Origin of the sequence: Maridesulfovibrio frigidus DSM 17176 (assembly GCF_000711735.1) — a bacterium.
Classification (GTDB): domain Bacteria; phylum Desulfobacterota; class Desulfovibrionia; order Desulfovibrionales; family Desulfovibrionaceae; genus Maridesulfovibrio; species Maridesulfovibrio frigidus.
Genome location: NZ_JONL01000001.1, coordinates 686,319 through 709,982, shown reverse-complemented (window position 1 = coordinate 709,982; position 23,664 = coordinate 686,319). Strand labels below are relative to the sequence as shown.

15 protein-coding genes are annotated in these 23,664 nt (G+C 42.9%); 8 read left to right on the top strand and 7 right to left on the bottom strand.

Features of this window, described 5'->3' with window-relative positions:
* Window positions 1-8: 8 nt before the first annotated feature.
* Window positions 9-1,511 (bottom strand): hypothetical protein, encoded by a 1,503-nt coding sequence (locus BR06_RS0103350; protein ID WP_031480117.1) that lies wholly within the window; start codon window positions 1,509-1,511, stop codon window positions 9-11.
* Window positions 1,512-1,632: 121 nt separating this feature from the next.
* Between BR06_RS0103350 and BR06_RS0103345 the strand changes: the two genes are divergently transcribed.
* The 8 genes from BR06_RS0103345 to BR06_RS0103310 all read left to right on the top strand — a co-directional run bounded on the left by BR06_RS0103345 (window position 1,633) and on the right by BR06_RS0103310 (window position 14,014).
* Entirely contained in the window at window positions 1,633-2,469 is an 837-nt protein-coding gene (locus BR06_RS0103345) for a tRNA threonylcarbamoyladenosine dehydratase (RefSeq protein ID WP_031480115.1), read from the top strand.
* 3 nt (window positions 2,470-2,472) lie between these two features.
* Complete coding sequence (locus BR06_RS0103340) at window positions 2,473-4,275, top strand: sulfatase-like hydrolase/transferase (protein WP_031480113.1); 1,803 nt, start codon at window positions 2,473-2,475, stop codon at window positions 4,273-4,275.
* Between the two features lie 46 nt (window positions 4,276-4,321).
* Window positions 4,322-5,626, top strand: coding sequence for an anaerobic sulfatase maturase (locus BR06_RS0103335; RefSeq protein ID WP_211252462.1), 1,305 nt, complete (start codon window positions 4,322-4,324; stop codon window positions 5,624-5,626).
* Between the two features lie 140 nt (window positions 5,627-5,766).
* Complete coding sequence (locus BR06_RS19565; RefSeq protein WP_051676887.1) at window positions 5,767-9,123, top strand: ATP-binding protein; 3,357 nt, start codon at window positions 5,767-5,769, stop codon at window positions 9,121-9,123.
* A gap of 463 nt (window positions 9,124-9,586) precedes the next feature.
* Window positions 9,587-11,116: a caspase family protein gene (locus BR06_RS0103325; RefSeq protein ID WP_031480107.1), complete on the top strand. Its 1,530-nt coding sequence runs from the start codon at window positions 9,587-9,589 to the stop codon at window positions 11,114-11,116.
* A 39-nt stretch (window positions 11,117-11,155) separates the two neighbouring features.
* Window positions 11,156-12,253, top strand: a complete 1,098-nt coding sequence (locus BR06_RS0103320; protein ID WP_031480105.1) for a FlgO family outer membrane protein — start codon at window positions 11,156-11,158, stop codon at window positions 12,251-12,253.
* 39 nt (window positions 12,254-12,292) lie between these two features.
* Window positions 12,293-13,144 (top strand): formylglycine-generating enzyme family protein, encoded by an 852-nt coding sequence (locus BR06_RS0103315; protein WP_084154005.1) that lies wholly within the window; start codon window positions 12,293-12,295, stop codon window positions 13,142-13,144.
* Between the two features lie 189 nt (window positions 13,145-13,333).
* Entirely contained in the window at window positions 13,334-14,014 is a 681-nt protein-coding gene (locus tag BR06_RS0103310) for a formylglycine-generating enzyme family protein (RefSeq protein WP_169738214.1), read from the top strand.
* 291 nt (window positions 14,015-14,305) lie between these two features.
* On the opposite strand, the gene BR06_RS19560 is transcribed toward BR06_RS0103310, so the two are convergent.
* The 6 genes from BR06_RS19560 to BR06_RS19550 form a co-directional block, all read right to left on the bottom strand.
* Window positions 14,306-16,720, bottom strand: coding sequence for a PAS domain S-box protein (locus BR06_RS19560; protein ID WP_156952640.1), 2,415 nt, complete (start codon window positions 16,718-16,720; stop codon window positions 14,306-14,308).
* Window positions 16,721-16,782: 62 nt separating this feature from the next.
* Window positions 16,783-17,400 carry a SpoIIE family protein phosphatase gene (locus BR06_RS0103300; protein WP_156952639.1) on the bottom strand — a complete coding sequence of 206 codons (618 nt, stop codon included), beginning with the start codon at window positions 17,398-17,400 and terminating at the stop codon, window positions 16,783-16,785.
* Entirely contained in the window at window positions 17,367-17,783 is a 417-nt protein-coding gene (locus BR06_RS0103295) for an anti-sigma regulatory factor (RefSeq protein WP_211252461.1), read from the bottom strand. Before BR06_RS0103295 ends, BR06_RS0103300 begins: the two co-directional genes overlap by 34 nt.
* Window positions 17,767-18,312, bottom strand: a complete 546-nt coding sequence (locus BR06_RS19555) for an STAS domain-containing protein (RefSeq protein ID WP_051676882.1) — start codon at window positions 18,310-18,312, stop codon at window positions 17,767-17,769. Before BR06_RS19555 ends, BR06_RS0103295 begins: the two co-directional genes overlap by 17 nt.
* Window positions 18,313-18,371: 59 nt before the next feature.
* Window positions 18,372-19,181 (bottom strand): PAS domain-containing protein, encoded by an 810-nt coding sequence (locus tag BR06_RS0103285; protein WP_051676881.1) that lies wholly within the window; start codon window positions 19,179-19,181, stop codon window positions 18,372-18,374.
* 2,028 nt (window positions 19,182-21,209) lie between these two features.
* Window positions 21,210-23,105, bottom strand: a complete 1,896-nt coding sequence (locus BR06_RS19550; RefSeq protein ID WP_051676880.1) for an RHS repeat domain-containing protein — start codon at window positions 23,103-23,105, stop codon at window positions 21,210-21,212.
* Window positions 23,106-23,664 lie beyond the last annotated feature (559 nt).

Sequence of the window (23,664 nt, the reverse complement as noted above, 5' to 3'; positions counted from 1 at the left end):
CTTCTCTCCTACATTTCCAGCATTTCACTGTAGAGTTTCTGGACGTGCGTCTTTAGATTTTCAGCAAGAGGATCATGGAGATTGATTGATTCAAAGTCTACTGCGTAAGTTAAAGCTATATAAACAAGGTAGAATTTTGAGACTGAAATAGGTTTTACACCAGTAAAAATAGCGTTGAGCTGTCCCATTTTATTTTCAAGGTCTGGAGGAAGCTCTTCCCATGCCGGAACAAGAAAAAGAGCTACTTTGATGCCGTTGGCAAAAAGGAAGAATTTTTTTTGCCTAAACTTGTTTATCCAGTCTTCGCTTATGGTTTTTACTGTAACGTATGCGGTTCTTTCGAGTGGGTCTTCGTCTGTATCAAAGGTCGTGCTGTCAGCAAAGGTTGTGGTGTATGTTTCTATAAGTTCAGCTCTGCATCCGAATCTATTCAGCATGGGGGACATCACTCTATGGTGTTTTTCAGGCAAGTAGAGTCTGTCCATTGTGGGAGGGGTAGCCATCATGGCACAGAGTAGAAAATGCTCCCTTTGATCAATTTGAACTTTTAAACCCTGGTAGTCAGCAGGCGTGCCTATAGACAGAAGAAGGGCTAGAGGTGTCGACCCTCCTTTTTCTGAAACTTTCTGAGAGGCTTTATGTGCGGTCACTATATTGGCGTAGAATAAATCAACCTGAATAGGGTTATCAGCCATGAAACTGCATATTTCGCGGAGAAGAAAAATGATTGCGCGAGTGGTTCTAAACTCTGGCCGGATCATTAGTGCTCCTGAGCAGGAGTATGTAGGAGATTCTTTTGAGAAAGAATAAGTTGAATTTCCTACTATAACGCCGTCTGATTCCACGAGTAAGCAGATGAGTTTGCCTTCGGATATATCTTTTGCAAGACGGGATTTATGATAAAATTCATCGTCTGGGTAAGAATATCTGTAGGTGTCGTAGGTCAGGTCAATGAGCGCAGCTGCATCGTCTGGTGTTGCTACGCGGGTAGTGAATTTAAATTTCTTTTTGGCTTCCTGCATTGATTCGGCGGGTGTTAGCAGCATTTTTTCATATGCATGATTCGCGAGTTTCTTTCTTATGTATACGCGCCATCCGTCCATGCCTAGATTCTTAAATTCGAGATCATCGACAGATTTTTCGGCTAGAAAATGCCATAACCCGCCCAGATTAGATTCTGCAGGTGTCGTAGGATCATAGGTCGGGATTTTATCCATATGCACTGGAGGTCCGGCATTGGATAGGGATATCTCCACCTGACCATCCATTAATAGCTGGAGAGTCACGCGGACAAGTTCCCAATCTTCCGCATCTGGATAGCTTTTGAATATAAAGACAAGAGTCTCTTCGAGAGCAAGTCTGATCCCTTCGGATTCATCTTTTTCACCGCCGGCAATCTTGACTATTTCGGTGGCCCAGTCCAGCACTACGGCAATAAACTGGATATCGTACGGAACCTCTACATGAGCTGCGAGGTGTTGTTGTATTTCGTCTTTATCCATGTCATTCATAAGAAAAGACTATGGTCCTATTGTTTTATTTGTAAATTATTGTAATTATATATGGTTTGCTTTGTGTTTGGGCTCTTTGTCCTGTATGACAAATTTTATTATGTAAATATAGGGGTTATTTATGTCCGAAGGTAGCTATTACTCAAAAATGGTTGAGAGAAATCTTGGTATTCTAGGTAAGGAAAGGCAGGAGAAGCTTAGAAATTCTACCATACCTGTCTTTGGAGTTGGTGCGCTCGGATCTGTTTCGGCTGAGATACTTGTCCGAAGCGGTGTGGGCGGATTGCGCATTGTGGATATCGACCATTTTGAAGCGTCTAATTTGAATCGTCAGCTTCATTGCTATAATTCTACTCTCGGGGAGCATAAAGTTGATGCCACTAAACGGTTCCTGCTTGACGTTAACCCAGAGCTGAGGCTCGAAGAATTTTACGTAACCGATGACGACTCAATAGGGCAGATGCTTGAAGGGGCCGAGGTCGTGCTTATGTGTATTGATGATATTATTCCTTCCATTCATGTCGCCAGAAGGTGTATGGAAGCTGGCCTTCCCATGGTTGAATCTGTGGCTATGCCGTACCTTAATGTCCGCGTTTTTGATAAAAACAGTGTCCCTTTCGAGACTTTCTACGGTTTTGGTACCGAGGATATGAGCATTGAGGAACTCTACAACATGTCCACTGAACAAAAGGACAAGTTGGTTGAGGAGTTGATTAAGACTTATGCTGGAATTGAGGGGGTTCTATCCTTTTATAATGAGGATGGCGCAGAAAAAATGATGGGTGGTAATTTCTCCACCTTCGCACCCATGGTCTGGATGCAGAGCGCCGCCATTGCGCTTGAAGCTGTTAAGATCATATTGGACTGGGGAACTATTTCATATGCACCGGATTATGCTATGTATGATCCGTTTACCCACAAAATGCTGAAGCATGTGGGGCCGGAAGGCAGGAAGTAACCAATGTCGTTTTCAGATAAAAAAGAGAATCAATCCGAACCATCCTTAAGTCGTCGCAATTTTCTTCAGACAGCGGGGATGGCATCGATAGCACTTGGAGCAATGGCAATGGCCCCTAGCGAAAGTGCTGCGAAAAGTTCGCCTATCAGAAAAAATAAACCAGCAGGAAAGATGAAAGCCAAGCCTTATAATGTTCTCTTGATCCTGACTGATCAGGAAAGGTATATGCCTGATTTGATTGGCAAAGGGCACTGGCCTGCAAGGGATAAACTTACCAAGATGGGAACAACCTTTGAGAATCACCAAGTTTGTTCAATGGTTTGTACTCCATCGCGTTCTGTAATTTTCACAGGCCAGCATATTCAGCACACCAAAATGTTTGATAATACTGACTTTCCATGGATATCGGATATGTCATACGACATTCCTACTGTGGGCCATATGATGCGCGATGCTGGATACTATACTGCGTACCAAGGCAAATGGCATCTTAATCGCGAATTACACGAGCCGGTTGATACTGAAAAAGGTTATAAGCTTATCGGCCATGATATCATGGATAAATACGGCTTTTCGGATTTCACCGGTATAGGCGATGAAATAGGCATGACCCGAGGTGGATATGACTATGATCAGTTTGTAACGGCTACGGCGCAAACGTGGTTGCGGACCAAGGGAAAAAAACTAAGCGCAGAAGATGCTCCGTGGTTCCTGACAGTGGGGCTCGTTAACCCGCATGATGTTATGTTTTACGATACTGATGGACCCGGTGAGGATGTTCAGAGCAGCACTAAATTATCGTGTGACATTGAACCTGCCCCTGACGACAGAGTATACAAGAAGGAATGGAATGTTCCCCTGTCGCCGAGTCGCAAACAACCGTGGGATGAGCCGGGGCGGCCCAATGCTCACTATGAATATCAGAAGTCTCAGACGTACCTCACCGGACATTTTCCCAATGAGGACAAGCGTTGGAAGAAGCTGCAGGACTATTATCTAAACTGTATCAGCGACAACGACCGTTCGGTGGATATTCTGCTAACGGAACTTGAGAATCTTGGAATGCTGGATGACACGATAGTCATATTTACGTCTGATCATGGAGAACTTTGCGGTGGACATGGTATGTCCGGCAAGGGTGCGACGGCCTATCAGGAACAGGATAATGTTCCGTTTATTGTTTACCACCCAGATATTAAAGGCGGCAAAAAGTGTAAGTCCATTACGTCTCACCTCGACTTAATACCGACAATTTTAGGCATGACTGGCAGTGATAAAAAGTTGGAAAAGAAAATTACGGATCCGCTCAAAGGGAATGACTTTTCGCCTTTGCTGGAGCAACCCGAGAAAGCGAGTATGAACGCTGTCCGCAATGGCACATTGTATTGCTACAACATGTGGGCGTTTATGGATGCAGATTGGATGGGGAAGGTCGCTGCGGAATTAGCTGCCGGAACTAAATTGACCTTTGAAAATATGCCGAGGCCCGATACAAAGAAACGGTCTGCCATTCGAAGTGTGTTTGACGGACAATATAAGTTCAGCAGGTATTTTAATCCTCAGGAACACAACACTCCTAAGACAATTGCCGAAATTTATGAAGTTAATGATGTTGAATTATACGATCTAAAAAGTGATCCACATGAGCTGAAAAACCTTGCTTATGATTCGGAAAACTCTGAACTCCTGCTTACCATGAACAAGAAAATGAATGAATTGATTGCACATGAAGTAGGCGCGGATGATGGCTCATTTTTACCCAATATAGAAGGCGTAAACTGGACCTTTGACAGGTTTGTACTGTGATGAATAAAGCTGAAACGTTAGCCGGTTTGAACGTGCGGGGGTAACTGTGCATTTTCAAGTAATGGCTAAGCCCACGGGTGCGTCATGCAATCTTGGTTGCAAATACTGTTTCTACACCGAAAAGCACAGCTTATATGGTGGTCACGATTCACACAGAATGTCCTTGGAAGTTCTTGAGGAGTACGTTCGGCAGTATATAGAATCGCAGGAAGGGCCGGAAGTTCAATTTGCGTGGCAGGGCGGTGAACCTACGCTGATGGAAATTGAATTCTTTCGGTCTGCGATCAATTTGCAGCGAAAATATTGTGCTGGCAAAAACATAACCAATTCCATTCAGACCAACGGTACATTGCTAACGGATGAGTGGTGCGCTTTTCTTAAAGAGAATAACTTTCTTGTCGGCATAAGTATTGATGGACCAAGAGAATTGCATGATCGGTATCGGGTTACAGTAGGTGGCCGGCCGACATTTGACTCTGTAATGAATGGGGTGGAAAATCTCAAGAAATATGGAATTGAGTTTAATACACTAACCGTTATCAATAGATTAAATTCTCGTCACCCTCTTGAGGTTTATCGATTCCTTAAGAGCATCGGCGATGGCCATATGCAGTTCATCCCTGCCGTTGAGCGTATGCCTGGGCAGAGTTCAAAAGATCTTGGGCTTAATTTGGCCATTCCTCCTTCCTCTGTCGATTCCCCGGAGAATTTGAAGCTTACTTCGTGGAGCGTTTTGCCAGACCAATTCGCATCGTTTTATATCAGCATATTTAATGAGTGGGTCCATAACGATGTCGGAGAATTTTTTATTCAGTTCTTTGACGTTACGCTAGGTAATTGGCTTGGCGCAGGTTCAGGACTTTGTCATTTTTCGCCAAAGTGTGGGCAAGCCGGAGCATTAGAACATAACGGTGATATCTATTCTTGTGATCATTATGTTTACCCCCAACATAAGTTAGGCAATATTTTAGAAGCTCCTTTGGCAGAGCTTATGGAGTCTGAGGTTCAAGTCCGGTTTGGGGACGATAAACTGATGGCTCTTGCCGAATGTTGCACCAAGTGTGAAGTGCGGTTTGTCTGCCATGGAGATTGCCCTAAGCATAGGTTTAATCCGTCTTCAGATGGAACCGCAGCGGTGAGCTATCTTTGCACTGCATACAAGCAAATATTCACCTATATGGCTCCTTATATGGATATCATGGCGCAGCTTGTTCGCGCTGGCCGGCCGGTACCAGAAATTAAGCAGATATTACTTCAGCAGGAAAAGGGGCGCAGTATTGTCAAGCCAAGCCGCAATTCTGCTTGCCCGTGTGGAAGCGGCAAGAAGTATAAGAGGTGCTGCGGTATATAGTTTTTTGATGGAGCAGTGTGGTTATCGTTATAATAATTGCCACAGACGGATAACGCTTGTAAGTGAAGTGTATGGTATAATATTATGTAATTTTAGATTATATTGCTTGTGTCTTGTTCGTGAATTTCAGGGAGTTATGTATGCGCTGGCCTCGTTCAATTGGAATCCGCTGTAAGTTAATAGCTGTTTTCGTGCTCATCAAAGTTTTGCCTTTGATAGTTTTGGCTTGGGTCGCGTGGAATGGTATCACCATTTTAGGTCATAGCGTTGAAGACAAAGTTGTTCAATTATCTACTGAATCCCAAGGCACTATAACGAATATCAGTGATATGGCTGTGGAGAGCTCCATTCGGGCTTTGGATCTCAAGTCCAGAGAAACGATAGAACGATTAACTACAGACACTGCCATAGATGTTGCTGAATTTTTGTATGCTAGAGATAACGATATCCTTCTTGCCTCAAGCCTGCCCCCCACTGAAGATAGCTATAAAACATTTCTTACTCCACTAGCCGGATATATAACGGAGCCTCCTGTTTGGGTTCTTAACGAAGCTGGCGACTCCTGGGTTCCAGAAGACTCTGTTTTGCCTGCCGAGACGGTAATTGCGTCCCGCAATTCTGATAATGCAAAGGATTTTCATTCACGTCTGCCGGATAATTCAGCAACGCGCGTAAAACTCCCCTTGTTTCTTGAAATGACCTATGTTGACGTAAATGGAATGGAGCTGGTTAAGGTTACCTCCTCGGACATTTTACCGAATGAGAAAAAGAATGTTTCGGATACGGCCAATACATATTGCAAGGCGGAAAATTATTTTTCAGAACTTAAGAAGCTGGCTCCCGGAGAAATTTATGTTTCCGAGGTAATTGGAGCGTATCAGAAAAGCCCTATCATCGGAGCTTTCACTAAAGCCCGGGCGATGGAAAAAGGTATTGCCTTTGATCCTGAAAACGCGGGCTATGCGGGTAAGGAAAACCCTGTGGGCAAACGCTATCAGGGGGTTGTCCGGTGGGCGACTCCGGTAGTTAGGGACGGGCGTATAACTGGGTACGTAACTTTGGCTTTAGATCATACTCATATAATGGAGTTCACGGATTATATTATTCCTACTGCTGAGCGCTACACTACAATTTCTGATGCGTCCTCTGGAAACTACGCTTTTATGTGGGATTACAAGGATCGTAACATCTCCCACCCTCGTGACTATTTCATTACTGGATATGATCCGGAGACAGGGCAGCCCGCTATTCCTTGGCTTTCAAAAGGGATGTTTGATGATTATGAACAAAGTGGTCTGACCATTTCGGAGTGGGAAGAGACAGCGCCGGTGCTTAAAGATCAGTCACTTAAGAAAAAGCCTTCCATTGAGTTGATGGATGCTGGGCTTGTGGGGCTGGATTGCCGTTATCTTAATTTTGCCCCTCAGTGCGATGGCTGGAATAATCTTACTAAAAATGGTGGATCGGGTTCTTTTGTCATTCTGTGGAGTGGGATATGGAAGTTAACTACGGCGGCAGCCATTCCTTACCACACGGGTATTTATTCAGGGCCGCGCGGGTTCGGGTTCATTACTGTCGGAGCTAATGTTAATGAGTTCCATAAGGCTGCAACAGAAACCGGTGAAAAAATAGCTGGTGTCGCTGCCGAGTTCCAAGCCACGCTAAAAAAACAAAACGACGACACTCAGCAGCACTTAAAATTATCACAGTCTAAGACCTCGAAAGAGATAATGGTATCCACTCTGTTTATGGTGGTAATAGTCATCTTCATCGCAGTATTCATGGCCTCGACTCTCACCAATAAAATCACTGATATGATCAAGGGGATACGCAAGTTTAAGGATGGGCACCTAGATAGCCGCCTTAAAGAGGAATCTAGCGATGAGATTGGGCAATTGGCCCATACTTTCAACGAAATGACAGACGATATTCAAGAATTAATTATAAATTTACGACAGGCTGAAGAGAATTATCGTGGTTTTTTCGAGAACGCGACCGAAGGTATTTTCCGTACAACTGTTGCTGGAAGACTAATAAATGTTAATCCGGCATTTGCTAGTTTAGTGGGATTTGGTACACCTCAGGAACTGCTAGATAGTGTGCAGGATATTGGTGCCCATCTATATTCCGATCCCGAGAGAAGGAAGGAGCTTCTTCGGAAGCTTGAGCAAGACGGATCCGTACGGGACTTTGAATATGAAGTGACATTACCGTCCGGAGAATCCCGTTTTTTGACGACTTATTGCCAACTGGTAACCGGAGAAGACGGCGAGGTCTATCTGGAGGGTATGGCAACTGATATTTCTGAACGCAAGCTCAAGGAGCAGGCAGAAATTGAGAAGGAAGCCGCTCTTTCTGCTAACGAGTCTAAGTCCAGGTTCCTTGCCACCATGAGCCATGAAATACGTACCCCTCTGAACTTTATCATGGGCATGCCTGATATACTGTCTGAAACTGATCTGACTGGTGAACAGAATAAAATTGTGAATATGTTCAAATCAGCTGGAGAAGGCTTGTTGCGGCTGATCAATGAAATTTTAGATTTTTCTAAGATTGAAGCTGGACAGATTATCATCGATGAAACCGAATTTAATCTGGTCGAACTACTGGACAGCGTAGCCTGCATCATGAGTGTTAAAGCCAGAACTGAAGGCCTTATATTTGAGTGTTTAGTTCACAAGAATACTCCTCGTTGGGTTAAAGGGGATGAGCTAAGGGTCAGGCAGATATTAATGAATTTGGTTGGTAATGCCATAAAATTCACTAATGAAGGCCTCGTAAAAGTGGAAGTCAGTGCTAGTTTCCGTGATGAACAAAATGTCCAAGTATCTTTCAGTGTCAGTGATACAGGTATCGGTATTGGGAAGGAAAAAATAGCAACGGTCTTTGAAAGCTTCACTCAGGCCGATTCCTCAACGACCCGTCAGTACGGAGGTACCGGTCTTGGTTTGACCATATCGAAACGATTACTTGAGCTTATGGGCGGACACATTGAGGTGACAAGTAGTTTGGGCGACGGTACGATGTTTTCGTTTACTCTTCCCTTTGAGGTTTGCCATCCCGTTCCTGAGGACGAAGAATCTGTTCCGGCTGAAGTTTGCATTACCATAGATTCTGGTTTCAAGAAGGTACTCATCGTTGAAGATTCAGAAAGTAACCAAATGCTCATTGAGCATTTTCTGAAAGATAGTGGGCACACTTTGTTGATCGCCGATAATGGTCTGGATGGATTGAACATGTACAAAGAAGAAGGCGATATAGACATAATACTTATGGATATGCAGATGCCTGTCATGGATGGTATTGATGCCACTATGGCTGTACGTGCTTATGAAAAGGAACAGAATATTCCCGCTGTTCATATTGTGGCTCTCACAGCTAACGCTTTTGAAGACGATAAAATGAGATGTTTTGAATCTGGATGTGACCACTTTGTGGCAAAACCAGTTCGTAAAAAGGAGCTGCTCGCAGCCATCGGTTTCGGGAGCGAAAAATAACTTACCCTGATTTTGCAGATGTCTTCTGATGCTTTGTTCGGGGAGTGGTGTTATCAAATTAAGTGTATTGGATATCCGCAAATCTTCTTCGCAAAATTTTCCCAAAAAAAGCTGGTTATCTTTTGATAACCAGCTTTTTTTAGGTATAAAATATTCTAGAAACGATACTTAAGAGAGAACAAAGCGCGGCGGATGTTACCCTAAGTCGTGCTTGTCTTTATGATCTCCATTAGAATCTCTCATTGTCCATTCTTGCGAAAATCGGTATTCAGGTCCTGCTGTGAATTTTCATTCTTTGGCAAATTTCTAGTCTAAACTTCCTTTAATGTTTTGATAAATACCTTTTGAGAATGTTGCCAAAAGATTCATGCGTAAGGTTCTTTAAGCAACAACTTCCTTCCTTTTTGCCGTTATTTGACTTACAAAATTATCTAAATATCCTTTACAATATATGGGGAGCGATATGAAGAAGGTCTTTTATTCGTGTGTACTGGCTGGATTTACATTTATTTTTTTGGCAAGAAATACTGTTGCAGCAGGAGATATGTGTCCAGTTGCTAAGGAATTTTCTGTTAAGGCTGTAGCCGGTTTTGAACAAAATCCTAAAAAGTCACTTGCTGGGCTGCTTCAAGCTCATAAATGGTGTCCTTCTGATGATAAAATTACTTTTAATTTAGGACAAGCGTACTATAAGTATAAACGTCCTGACAATGCTTACGAGGTATGGTCAGCACTTTACCAAAAAACTCCCAAGAATAAAAAACTTGCCCAGAGCCTAGGGTGGCTCGCGTTTAAACTTGGCAAAACAGATGAAGCCCTTTCATGGGCTAAAAAGAGTGGAAGGACTAAAAGTTCTGTCGCACTAACTTTAGAAGTGCTGTTTCGCAAAGGGGATTATGAAAAAGCCCATACTTACGCTTCATCTGAATCTGCTATTCTCGGTTCTGCTAGTGTTGAAAAAGCTGCTGGGTTTATGGTGGAAAAAAAGTGGCAATTGTTCAGGAGCGGCGATAAGGAAAGTGCAACTAAATCTATCGTAGCCATGAGCAGCCGTTACCCTAGTTCCAAATTAATTACCGAAGCTAAAGATAAAATGATCATGGCTATGTGGGACGATTCTGCTGATATTCCGCTCCCCACACCTTTGCCAGACAGTACTTTTGTTGCTGTTGCAACTGGCGGTAGAGTCTCTCAAGCCAGCGAAGAACTAGCTCTAAGTAAACATGCGAAGACTGCTCCTGCTACGGATCAGGCGTATGCTGTACTTGTTGGTGTTCGTAAATACCAGACTATTAACGGTCCCCGCTATGCTGATAATGATGCCAAGCAGATGCAGCGCATGCTTACACGTATGGGGGGATTTAAAAATGATTTTGCGCACGTAAAACTTCTTCTAAACCGAGAAGCAACGCTTGGAAATATTTTAAATAATATCGATTGGCTTGAGCGCAAAGCCCGCTTGAATCCGAATGCCAAAGTTGTCTTTTATTTTTCGGGACATGGCTCTCCTGTGCTTGGTACAGATAAGACTACAATAAAAGACGGATTGCTGATTCCATATGAGGCGAACCTTGATGGACTTAGTGATCGCACCGCTATTTCTCTTGCAGGTCTTGATAAACGTTTCTCCAAAATTCAAAACAACAATATGGTGACAATTATCGATGCTTGTTTTTCCGGTTCTGGAAAAAGTGCATCGGGAATGAAACTGATTAAGCCTAGAGTTAAAAAGAACCTGATTTCTGGTGACAAGCAGTTTATAACCGCCTCTGCTGCGGACCGTCCTGCTGAAGAATATGCTCCTGGCAGGCAAGGGGCTTTCAGCTATTTTTTCCTAAAGGGACTTATGGGGCCGGGTGATACCAATCAGGATGGCTGGGTTGATACTGTGGAAGCTTTCACATATGCGAAGTCTAAATTATCCGCGCTGGATCTTGGACAAAATCCTAAAATTACTACCAACAAACCTCTTAAGCTCAGCAAAATAAATTAAATATATTCATTGAAGGCTGCTTTGCTAAGGTAAAAAAATATGATTCGTAATAAGCTATTAATATTTTGTGTTGTATGCTCTCTCTCTACTTTATTTGCAGTTAACTACACCAGTGCGGGACTTTTCAGCTCTCCTGATAATTTGCAGGAGGCCGGGGAGGAACTTGCGCAGAATTTGAGTGTTGCTGGCGTACTCGCTAATAAGAGGATTGCGGTTCTGGAGTTTAAAACTCAAGGGGCCGTGCAAGACTCTATGCTTGGCAAGCGAATAGCTGAGTACGTTTCATCTGGTTTGGTGGGCATTAAGGATCATAATTGGGATGTTGTGGACAGGTTCGAAATCGCGCGCTTAAGAAATGAAATGGAAGAGCATAAGGACAGTGTTTTCGACTTTAACGTCTGGATGCGAAAGAAGCTTCAAGCCGATCTTTTGGTACTTGGAAACTATGTGATAGCTGGTGATGATATTTCAATTACAACAAAGATTGTAAATCCGGAAAGCGGTAGTACTGTAAGTTCGGCTTCTATAACTTTGTCTGCAAATAGTGAGATAAAACAGCTTTCGAAGACTAGAAAACCTCGCACAAAATTTGCGGGAGCAGTCGAGGATATTACAGCCATTTTAACTGGCAACGGGAGAGGAATAGGCAATCAAGGTAAGAGTTCTTCGGCTCTTAAACTTTATAAAATTGCCGGAGGAAATCGGATTCCTTTTAAACGATCAAATGTCCCAGTGTTTAATGTTGGCGATAAAATGGGTTTTTCCGTTATGCCGCCCATTAATTCTAAGCTATACATTTTCAATTACGAGCCCGGAGCAGAAAAAGGGGAGGCTATACTTTTATATCCTATACCGGGACTGAGATTAGAAAGTTTTCCAGCTAAAAGAACCCGCAGATTTCCATCTTACGTTTCGAGGGGGGTTACTTCTTACGATGTCGATCCGCCCCTAGGACGCATGGTATTTAAGATTATCGGCGTGGATGACACAATAAATCTAGACCTGACCAATTCGTTGAAGGTTGAAGACGGATATTACTTGCTAGATTCTAGCAACTTAAACTCCTTCATGGATGACCTTTCCTCGCTTCCGGATATCTCTTGGTGGTCCGAAGACGTCGAATTTTGGATTCAATAAATTTTTATCTACCCCAATTTACAATCTATATAATTTAATATGAAGAAAATTATATTCCTGACTCTTCTCATACTTGCATGCGCCGCTCTAGCTTACGCTGTGAACCCTGACGATTATATTGATCAGGAGTTTATGACGTATGATGAGAAACCTGATCGGTCGGAAGGGCAGACGTCTTCCCATTCATTCTCATTGAGTTCTGCTAAAAAGGGCGACACATGGACCGATCCCGCTACGGGTATGGAATTTGTCTGGGTCCCTGCAGGTTGTTTTCAAATGGGTAGCAATGAGGGCAATAGTGACGAAAAACCTGTTCATGAAGTTTGTTTAGATGGTTTCTGGATGGGTAAGTATGAGGTGACTCAAGCTGAATGGCTAAAGGTGGTGGGTAGTAATCCATCTGTGTTTAACGGTAGTCGTTATCCTGTGGAAAAAGTTTCATGGAATGATACTCAATCTTTCATTAAAAAGATAAATTCTAAAGATAATGGAAAATTTCGTTTACCCTCGGAAGCTGAATGGGAGTATGCAGCCCGCAGTGGTGGCAATAATCAAAAATATGTAGGTGGTGACAATATAGATGTAGACGCATGGTATGCCGTTAGCCTTGGCGGAACCCACCAAGTTGGAACTCAGCCCCCTAACGCTATTGGTTTGTATGATATGGGGGGCAATGTAAGTGAATGGTGTGAGGACTGGCATAGTGCTACAGCATACTTAGAACACTCTAGAAATAATCCCATATATATTAGCGGTGATTTTAACCGTGTGATACGTGGTGGCGGTTGGTCCGACTACCCCCCCGATACTCGGCTTGCTGCTCGCAACCATTTAGATCCTGACTCCGCTTACGGCACCATTGGTTTCCGCCTTGTGAGAACAAATAATTAGCTTATGAAAAAAATTATACTACTAACTCTTCTCATACTTGCCTGCACCGCTCTAGCTTACGCTGTGAACCCTGATGATTATATTGATCAGGAGTTTATGGTGTATGATAAGAAACCCGTTCTGGCAAAAAAACTGACGACATCTAGTTCTATCCAAATCCAGAAAACCTACACCGAACCCGCTACTGGTATGAAATTCGTATGGGTTCCGGCAGGTTGTTTCCAGATGGGTAGCAATTCCGGTGAGGACGATGAAAAACCTATTCATGAAGTTTGTGTGAATAGTTTTTGGATGGGTAAACATGAAGTGACCAACGCACAGTACCGCAAATTTAAATCTAGTCACGAAAGCAAAAGTAAAAGTATAGGTAATATGGGTAATTCTTTGAATGGGAACACCCAACCAGTTGTACAAGTTTCGTGGCAAGATGCTACTAGTTACGCTAATTGGCTGTCTTCCAAAGGTCATGGTAAATTCCGTTTGCCCACTGAAGCTGAATGGGAATATGCGGCTCGAGGTGGCGACAATAATCACAAGTATGCCGGGGGTAACAATGAGGACACTGTTTCCTGGTATTACCAAAATAGCGCAGAGCGTACTCATAGTGTGGGCACAAAACTTCGTAATGGTTTTGGGTTATTTGATATGAGTGGTAATGTTTATGAATGGTGTGAGGATTGGTACGATAAAAATGCATATTCCAAACACTCTCGCAAGGATCCGATATATAGGAGCGAGGGCGATGTTCATGTGATACGTGGTGGTAGCTGGCTCAACGGGCCTAGCACCCTCCGGTCTGCTAGCCGACGCAAGTGTAATTCTAGCTTCAGGTATAACCTCCTCGGCTTTCGCCTCGTCCGAACAAATTAACTTCTGTAATTTTACCTTTTAATTAAGGAATTTTCTTGAGAGTTGTCCTTATTTTAGTGTTTCCGTCCTATAGATAAAAACGTAAATAGACTTACGCAGCTAGGTTGCTAATAATTAGTATATATATAGTAGTTTTCAAGGGACGCAGCAAAATTACTTCCCGCAAAATTATTCACAAACAAAGCTGGCTATCTTTCGATAACCAGCTTTGTTCTAACTAATAGTATGCACGAGCCGTTTTGAACTATTGGTCCCTTGCCGGAGGGGGGAGAATATATGCACGAGCGTAGGCTATAGTGACTTGAGGCGAGCTAAAGCTTTTTCCAATTCCTGAACAGCCAAATCGCGTTTGGCTGAGGTCAGTTTCTCTAAATCTAGTTGCAAACGTATCCCTTCTTCTTCGCTACGAATGAATCTGCTGTCGCTATCAAGGTTGTCATATAGTCCAAGAATTGAGTAGGGCCTGACTTCGCGCCGGATTCCCTTGACAGTTATGGGGGCGCGCGACTCGGTTGCAACGATGTCGTTAACTAGAGCGAAAGTTTCATATGACATTAGGATGCCACCGGGGTCGGCCTGAGCCTCTAGACGGGCAGCAAGGTTAACTTCTCCACCAATTATTGTGTAATCCATGCGGTCCTCAGAACCGAAGTTACCTACGTTGCAATATCCGGTATTAACGCCAATGCGCATACGGAATGGCTTCTCATAGCCCAGAGCACGCCATTCTCCGTCCAGTTGGGCCATACGCCGCTGCATTGCTACAGCCATATTGATACAGGCTTTCGCGTCTTCTTTAACCCCAAGAGTTTGTGGATCACCAAAAAACATAAGCATGGCGTCGCCTATGAATTTGTCGATGGTAGCACCGTATTCAAGGGCGATTTTAGACATCTCGGTGAAGTAGCGATTGAGTAAGGCTGTGAGGTCTTCGGGTTGCAGGTCATCAGTCGTTTGGGTGAAATTTTTGATATCGCTAAAAAAAACAGTTAGTTTCTTACGCTCTGTTGAAAGCTTAACATCTCGTGCTCCGGAAAAAATAGAGGCGTAGACCTGAGGCGAGAGGTATTTGGATAGCTTGGTTGAAAGAGAACCCAGTTCTTTGTTGCGTTCGTCTAGTTCTTTTGCTGCGATGTCTCGCTCGTCCTGAGCTTTGCGCTGTTCAGTGATATCTAGCCCAACACATAGGGTGCCAATTATTTTTCCTGTATCTTCATCAAAGAGAGACTTATTAGTCCAGTTGACCCAGACTCTGGATCCGTCCTTGCGGGTATTCTCGTTTTCATTACTGGCATATTCATCTGGATTCAGGGAAATATTTTCTAGTAGTTCATTGAGATTACGCCCTGTGGATTCCTCTTCAGGTACTATTGTCCCGACAGCACTGCGACCGAGAACCTCTTCTTCTGAGAATCCAAAAAATTCCTGAGCATATTCATTGAAGAATGTAATGTTGCCCCATTGATCCAGTTTAAGAATGATGCTGCTAGCGTTTTCTACCAGTTCACGGTATTTTACTTCGCTTTCACGCACTGCTTCTTCCATGCGCATTCTTTCTGTGATGTCTTCTTTGACTGAAACGAAGTGGGTGATCTCACCAAAATCATCGGCAATTGGTGCGATTGTGGCACTTTCCCAGTATTCTTCTCCGTTTTTCCTGCGATTGTGAAAATTACCTTTCCATGCTTTGCCTTCAAGAATAGTCGTCCACATGTTCTCGTACACGTACTTGGGGGTTTTGCCCGAGCTGAGGAAGCGAGGCGTTTTGCCCAAAATTTCTTCAAGGGAATAGCCGGTCACGGTACAAAAGGATGGATTGACATATTCAATCACACCTTTCTTATCTGTAATTGCGACTGAGACTGGACTTTGCTCAACTACTTGAGAAAGCTTTTTGATGGCTTCTTGAGCGCGTTTTTGCTCTGTAACATCCCGCACCGAGGCTATAACCTGTGTCTCTTGCCCTGTTTGAATGGGGTTAAGTTTGACGTCGATTGCTAGGATATTTCCATCTTTGGTTAATGCTTCAAAGTTGGCGGCAGGTGAAATTTTTTGATTCACACCAGCTCGGAAGAAGCTTTGAACCTTTTCGGGATGATCTTTACGCTGATCTTTGGGAATCAGCATTTCTATTGGCTCACCTAGCATTTCCTCGCGAGAGTAACCAAAAGTATTTTCTGCCTGAGTGTTAACAAAGGTAATTTTCCCGAAACAATTTATAATAACCAGTGCGTCTGGTGCTCCTTCGAGCACAGTCTGGATACGACTCTCACTGTCTCGTAGAGCGAGTTCTGTGCGTTGCCGTTCTTCAACTTCAGCCGCAAGCTCAACGTTTTTGTTGGTAAGACTACGCATGAGTTCATCGCGCGAAGGAAGCGCAATCATGGTCTGGATTTCATTGAGTGGGTAGTCTGTGGTAGAACTATTATGATCGGGTAGTAGTTTTGTGGCACTTAATAATCGAGTCGGGCGGCAACCTTCGGGTGAAACTGTATCGAAAAAATCACTGATTACAGCCAATGGGCGAATGGGCTGATCGAAGCTAAAGTTGAGATGTAAAAACAGATTTCTCTGCTCCGCCATGAGTCCAATATCAAGCACGTTCTCTATGTCTGGATTTTGGCTCGGGCGGCAGAGCTCTGAGATAAAAGTAGCTATTTTAGTAGCATTGATCTGATCAAAACCCAGCATTTCGGCGAGTTTCAATATTTTTTTCCGAGCCTCGTTAAACGAGTCGGCATTAAAAACTATGACCTTACCCAGTTCAATCACGGAACATACCTCATTACCAGACAGGAGGTGTCATCATCTCCTTTGGCAAAAAACTGCATGACACGGCCTACTATTTCTTCGGCAGAACCGATCAGCAACCCCGGCTGATCATGGGCTTCGAAATGTTCTCGCACTCCGTCTGAGTAGAGCATGACGATGTCTCCCGGGTGCAGGTTAAATACCTGCTCACGTGGTTGCGACATGATATAGCCTATGATCCCGTCACGAGGCACCGTACGTATATGCTCACTGCCGAAAATGCGGCAGGTGATGTTGCCTACACCTGTAAAGCTAAGCTCGCCCGTAGCGTAGTTCAGGCGGCACATACTGGCCACAGCTCCGCGAGTTCCGCGCAGATGCTTATGTAGCCCTTGCATAGTATCCAGCAACGGCAGGTCGTAGTTTTCTGCTAGAAATGCATCGGCCATTAAGGCCACTTCATGTGCTTCTGGTCCATGTCCAAGCACGTCAACCAGTGCAATGAAACATTCGGTTTCTCCTATATGATACATGCCTGTGTCGCCACATGCGTCAGCGGGTCCTTCTAGAGAACGTAAAGCTAAATGGCAATCTGCTTGTGTCATGTCTGGAGCCTCCACTTGCGTGCTATGCACTTGGTTCCCTGACCCGGTACCGATTCGATACTGAATTCATCCATAAGTCTTTTAACTCCTGGCAATCCCAGCCCGAGACTGTTTCCGCTGCTGTAGTTGTCCTGCATGGCCTTTTCTACATCCTCTATTCCCGGTCCGGAATCATTGGCCACCGCTTCGATGCCAATACGGTCGCCATCGGAGACAATACTGATTGTTACAGAACCTCCGCCGGCATAGCGAACGATATTTGTCGCCAGCTCGGACACGGCAGTGGCAATCATGAACTGGTCCGTTTCCTCAAAACCTGCTAGCGCCGCAGTATGTCGTGCTGCACCGACAGCCGCACCGGTATCCGACAAATCAATGAGATCAATGTATGTTTCTTCAGAATGTGTCATCATACTCGGTGTCGTTAGGTAATTCTTTATTCTCTGTCGAGGAGTCCTTTTCGCCTTCCCAGTCTTCCTGTTCCTGATTAAGACACTCATTATCTTTCAGACTTCCGTCAATGTCTTCATCCAGATCTTCGTCAGGTTCTTCGTCTGAAATATCAGCTTTTACCATTGGAGGATTTAGAATTACAAATGCATCCTCTACGTTGCGAGCTGCCAGAATGTCGTCACAATCAACTTCTAGATCAATCAGTGCGGAAACAACCCCCGGCTGAAGGCCCACAAAGACAGTCTTGGCACCCAGCAAGGCCACTGTGCGTGCGGTATCTGCGAGCAAGTCATACCCCACAGAATCTATTATCTGTATGGTGGAAACATCAATGAGAACTCCACGCGCGGATAGGGCATGTACTTTTTCAAGAACGCAGCGGCGCAAGGAACGGAAGGATTCGTCCCCGAAATCATCCGGTGTTTGGACCATGAGCACGCCATCAAGTACATGCATCCCCAGTCGGGGAGATGATTGGGCGTCAGACATAATCAAATTCTCCGGTAAGGTTATTACGCTTAGGTTTGTGGGTTAGACTCACACCTCGCTCACTTTTTCTTTTTCACTTCTAAGTTCATGAGAGTGAAGGCGTCACCAAGTGCATCACGAAGGCTGGAGTTGGTTGCCACATCACCGAGATCTATACCCAGTTGCACCAGAGTCTCTGCCACAGCCGGAGATATTCCGGAGATGATACAGCGGCAACCCATAAGTTTTGTTGCTTTGGTTATTTTTATAAGATGGTTGGCCACAGCTGTATCCACTGCCGCTACCCCCTGGATATCCAGAATAATAGTTTTAGCGGAGGTCTCTTTGATTTTGTTCAGCATGGCATTCATCATTTGCTTGGCACGCAAAGAATCAATAATCCCGAGCACCGGAAGCACGACGATTCCTTCCCACAGGCTTATGGCTGGAGTAGAAATTTCTTGAATAGTACGACTTTGTTCGCGAAGTCGGTTTTCGTCTCGAACTCGCTCGGTAATGTCAATGGCATATTCAAGTCCTCCGATGATCTTTCCATTTTCATCCCTCAGTGGAGCAGCAGTGTATTCGATGGGAACGGTTCTGCTGTTGATGGTCAGTTCATTTCTCGCAGTGCAGGCTTTGCCGCTTTCCATGGCATGTTTCATACGGCATTCCGTAGTGTCACAATGCTTGGATTTAAATAGACTGGCGCAAGTTTTGCCGAGAATGTCAGCTATGTTCATTCCTAGAAGGGATTGGCCTGCCTTATTCATGAAAATGACTTCCATGTTGGTATTGACTGCAAATACTGGTGTAGGCAGTTGATCGAGCACCTGTACTGCTAAATCTGTTCCCATAGCGCCCATTACAATTTCTTGATTTTCGACCATATGGCTTTCTCCTGTATAGATTTTGTGTGACATGTTTTGTACCTGTCGCTAATTAGCACTATTACACTAATTTCTATGTAAGTTTGTGGTAGGAATATATTATTGACTAGTTATCACCGCGAAAAGATAAAAGTCAATTGATGTGCTTATGTGATTACGATTATTGCTTATACTAGGGAGCTTGAGTGAGGTTGGTTACTGTTTCGGAGTGGCAGAGACCGCCGCAAACTACGCAATGAATGAAGGAAATGTAGAAATCGCAATAAATAAAAATAATCATTAAAATCAGCCTATTATTAATTAAGCAGAAATTAGCGGGGAACCAGCAAAGTTCTCCAAAATGTTGCCCACAAAAAAAAGCTGGCTATCTTTCGATAACCAGCCTTGTTCTACCTAATGGTAGGCACGAGCAGCTTTGAACTGCTGACCCCTTGCATGTCAAGCCAGAGGTGTGGTCTGTATGTATTGAAATAATTGAAGAAAATTTTACGTTGGGAACACTTTTTGGCGATTTTACGGGGGTGGGTGGTTCCCCGAAGAGGAAATAGAAATTTACTTTTTTGAAAGGCGTTGCGTCCTTAATAAATAAGCAGGCCAGCCTCAAAAAAGAAGCTGACCTGCAAAAACGATTATGCTTTCATTCAATTTTATGGAGCGAAGCCGCTTTTATTTGAATTGTATTCTACATGCCAAGCATTTTGAGTCTTCTTTCTTAAAGAAATACCAAGTTCCTAATAGAAGACAAAATAATCCTGATATGCTGATCTCATTTGATATTAAAAAGAAATCAATACAGATAAATAGAATTGCGTACACAATCAGAATAATTCCTGTACTTTTATTAGGCAATATTTTTACGTTCTCACCACAGCATGAACAAGTCATCTTCTTCATACATAAAAAAACAACTACTATCATAGCAATAGACACAACAAATAAAGCAATCATTGTTTCCTACCAACTTTTCTTATGTTTCCGAACTATTTCGTTCTGTGTTTAATTCTTATGCTATAGTTAGTGATTAAGTCGTAAAGAACTATTCAAAATATAAATAAAACTACCCATGCAAAAACAATCTAAAACAACACTTATTGGTGACCCAAAATAACTATTTGATGAGTAAAAATATCCCAAAACGATATATTGCAAGGTTAATCCTAAAACAAGCATGATAACCTCGATAATTATTCCTTCGTCATTTATTTTTCGCACCATCTTTTTTTTATAAATAAAATATAAAATAATCGCCGAGATGCCATCCCATATAAAAGATTTTGCTATATCTTGAATACTTGTAATGCCATCAAAAAATAATTTGATGCACATTAAAGTAAATAATGATTTAACAATAAAAAGGCAGGAGAACGTGATAAATATAATTCGCAATAAGCCATTAAAGGTAAACATACTTTTCAAATAAGACATGAAAGATCGATGAACGCTAGAGAGCAAGAAAGGAGAAATAGTTACACATAAAAACAAGAGGAATAGCGAGCGCCTACCAATCAAAATCCCCATAATATATACTTGCAGCGACCATCGTCCAAACGAGCCATTGCTCTTTATAAAACAAGTAATACTCTTTCAGCATAAAATTACTAGCCATCCCATTAAGTCTCACTAACTAAAAAACGAATCGGCCCAATATAGGAATAATTCCGGGAAGAAAATATAAACAAAGGGCTGTATAGCAAGCATATTTTATGATCTTATTCCTATGTTTAAATTCATACAAAACGCCAACAAGCATCAGCCATAAGAAACTATATAGATGCACATAGAAAAAAGAGTGCCAAAATTCGGGTGTGAAGTATTCCGAAATTCCTGCATACAGGGCTATAAAAGGGTTCATTAGTAGCATTGTATAAGTTAAGAACTCATACAAGATTCCTTTAACTGGGTAAAAATCTTTTACCCACATAGCTGCCTCTGAACACACATTTACGATAATCCAAACTAATAAAAATTTTTTCATATTATAATGGCGACTTAAGAAGAATTGTCCTTCTTAAGTCGCATGGTTAAAATTTATGGTGATGTTCTCAATTTCTTTTTCTTTCCTTTAAATTCATGAAAATAGCCAGTTGGAGTAGGATTAAAAAAATCGCTAGGAGTTTCAACTCCTCCGTCATTAAGTGTATCGTTTACATGATCAACGCAATCGTCTGGCCCAGCCCAGTATGTTGAATTTTCTTTTTTCCTGCGAGCAATACTTTCCTCCATTTTTTTAGCCTGTTTTTTAGTTACTGTTAATGTCATGCTTTTATCAAAATCAGACTCATCCTCAACTCTTATATCACCCTCTACAGGTAGAAGTGTCCTCTTTTTTCCTTTGGGATATTTGCCTGTAATAGTCCCATTTCCAGTGTTAATTGCTAAGTGGCCAACCCCTTTTTCTCTAAGGAACACTTCTACATCAACAAATTCATCTTGTGAGTTTTTGCTTTTTTCTTTTGTAGTTTGTGTTTTATCTCTTTGTGCATTATTATTCTCATCAGCATCTTCACTCTTCCCCTTAAGCCCATCTCGATCCACAAAATTATTCGGATCATCCCAGCAATAGCCGTAAACATCCACATCTCCGCCAGCAAACCCAATTGGATCAGGAGTTGTGAAACGCCCAATCTCAGGGTCATACTCGCGGTAACCGAAATGAACTAGGCCAGTATCTTTATCGAGCAACCCAGCTGCGAACCCTAGAGGGATATCAATAGCTCCGTCAGTATCGACAATGAGATTACCAAACGAATCATGTATAATTTGCTCTACCTTATTTCCATTCCCATCCGCAACCATATAGATGGAGCCGACCTGATCCGACGCGAAATAATACATATTATCGTTGTAGATCATGGCAACGGGATCGCCTTCATCGTCATATGCGAATACTTTTACATTTTGTCCTGCGCCATCAGCAACAGCCTCAAGTGTTGTAAAGTCCTTCCATAGATACTTTTCTACAACCGCTCCGTTAATGGATTTGGCTATGCGCATACCTTCGGAATCAAAATGATATTCAATAATACGACCGTTAGGCAGTTGAGCTTTGTGAAGCGCGCCGTTTGGCATATACGAATATTTGGTGATCTGCCCATTGTCCTGCTTCAAAATAAGCCGACCTTTGGCGTCGTAAGAATACTTAACCTCGCCAGCCTGAACAAGTTTCAGACTTTTATCGTAAACATACTGACACTTACCAAAACTTACCGTATCTGCGAAAAGCCGCTCGCCAAACTTACCGTATTCGTTCGACTCAATGACATTACCGTAGTTAAAAGCCCTGCTGAGCCTTCCACCCTCATCGTAGTCATATTGAACATGATGATAAATGGTTCCGAGATGGAGTAGCTTTTCAACAATTCTACCATCACCATCACGCGCAGTTGTGAGTGTCGAGTAGGGATCTTGCATTTCCGCAACAGCAAAAGGAGTCACCTTAATATTTTCATCCGACTTAGAGCTGACACCATCACGCTCAAATTCATCATGTAAGTCAGCACCAGTCCCTGTCGCTGGAGAGTTGGAATCAGAACGCATAGCTTCCGCCAAAAGATCCTTGCCATAGCTGGTCTTTGCTAAATCATGAGCGAGTTTAAGATTTGGATTATCATGTACAAACTGCGCTCGAGCCATTCGCTCAATGCGATTGTACTTTTCCTTCTGATTCTTCCATTCCTGTTGTTTCATATCCCAACGTCTTTTAACATCGGGTTTCATCATGGAAGGGTACATTTTATCCGAAGAGGAAAATTCCGAGAAATCAGTCTCAACCATTTGTAACTTCGTGTCTGTAGAGCGAGAAACAACTTCGCACATATTATCAAGCTGCATTTCGGGCGGTTCGCTTGTGCCATACATTCTTACTGATGGGTTTAAATCTTGCCATCTTTTCTTCTGCAAAATAAAATTACTCTGGTTGCGCATAAAAACATCCTATTATTAAGGTTAACAAATAAATTCTTTCAGAATCAGCGATCCTGAGAGAATTCTCCTCGTCCAATAATAATAGGATAAGTTATATAGGCGACAGGGGCTGGCAGGCAGTGACGGTGTAGAAAAAAAATCTAAATTTCACACAGGTACGGGGTGCAGTTTTAACGATGATCTCTTACTTACAAGGAAAGTGGGGTGGGGCCGCCACAACCTTGCTCACGAAAAAAGGCTGGCTATCTTTCGATAACCAGCCTTGTTCTACCTAATGGTAGGCACGAGCAGCTTTGAACTGCTGACCCCTTGCATGTCAAGCAAGGGGATCTTTTCTAAGATGTTGTTTTTAATAAGAATATGTTTTTACAGTCTATTTGTTTTGGGCATTTTTTGTGTTCTTTAAGCTTGAATGTAGATCACAGTGTATATCAAAATTTTATATCTGTGGAAGAGTCGTAAAGTAAGTATTGTAATTGGTGTACACGAAGTGTGCTAGGATGCTTAATAGGCAGCCTTTCAGGGACACGGCTCAGATGTTCGGGGGCGTTGAATATCC

Bases quoted from the DNA above. Each gene is read 5' to 3' on its own strand.
- BR06_RS0103350 (WP_031480117.1), bottom strand. From the start codon at position 1,511: ATGAATGACATGGATAAAGACGAAATACAACAACACCTCGCAGCTCAT.
- BR06_RS0103345 (WP_031480115.1), top strand. From the start codon at position 1,633: ATGTCCGAAGGTAGCTATTACTCAAAAATGGTTGAGAGAAATCTTGGT.
- BR06_RS0103340 (WP_031480113.1), top strand. From the start codon at position 2,473: ATGTCGTTTTCAGATAAAAAAGAGAATCAATCCGAACCATCCTTAAGT.
- BR06_RS19565 (WP_051676887.1), top strand. From the start codon at position 5,767: ATGCGCTGGCCTCGTTCAATTGGAATCCGCTGTAAGTTAATAGCTGTT.
- BR06_RS0103325 (WP_031480107.1), top strand. From the start codon at position 9,587: ATGAAGAAGGTCTTTTATTCGTGTGTACTGGCTGGATTTACATTTATT.
- BR06_RS0103320 (WP_031480105.1), top strand. From the start codon at position 11,156: ATGATTCGTAATAAGCTATTAATATTTTGTGTTGTATGCTCTCTCTCT.
- BR06_RS0103315 (WP_084154005.1), top strand. From the start codon at position 12,293: ATGAAGAAAATTATATTCCTGACTCTTCTCATACTTGCATGCGCCGCT.
- BR06_RS0103310 (WP_169738214.1), top strand. From the start codon at position 13,334: ATGAAATTCGTATGGGTTCCGGCAGGTTGTTTCCAGATGGGTAGCAAT.
- BR06_RS0103295 (WP_211252461.1), bottom strand. From the start codon at position 17,783: ATGATGACACATTCTGAAGAAACATACATTGATCTCATTGATTTGTCG.
- BR06_RS19555 (WP_051676882.1), bottom strand. From the start codon at position 18,312: ATGTCTGACGCCCAATCATCTCCCCGACTGGGGATGCATGTACTTGAT.
- BR06_RS0103285 (WP_051676881.1), bottom strand. From the start codon at position 19,181: ATGGTCGAAAATCAAGAAATTGTAATGGGCGCTATGGGAACAGATTTA.
- BR06_RS19550 (WP_051676880.1), bottom strand. From the start codon at position 23,105: ATGCGCAACCAGAGTAATTTTATTTTGCAGAAGAAAAGATGGCAAGAT.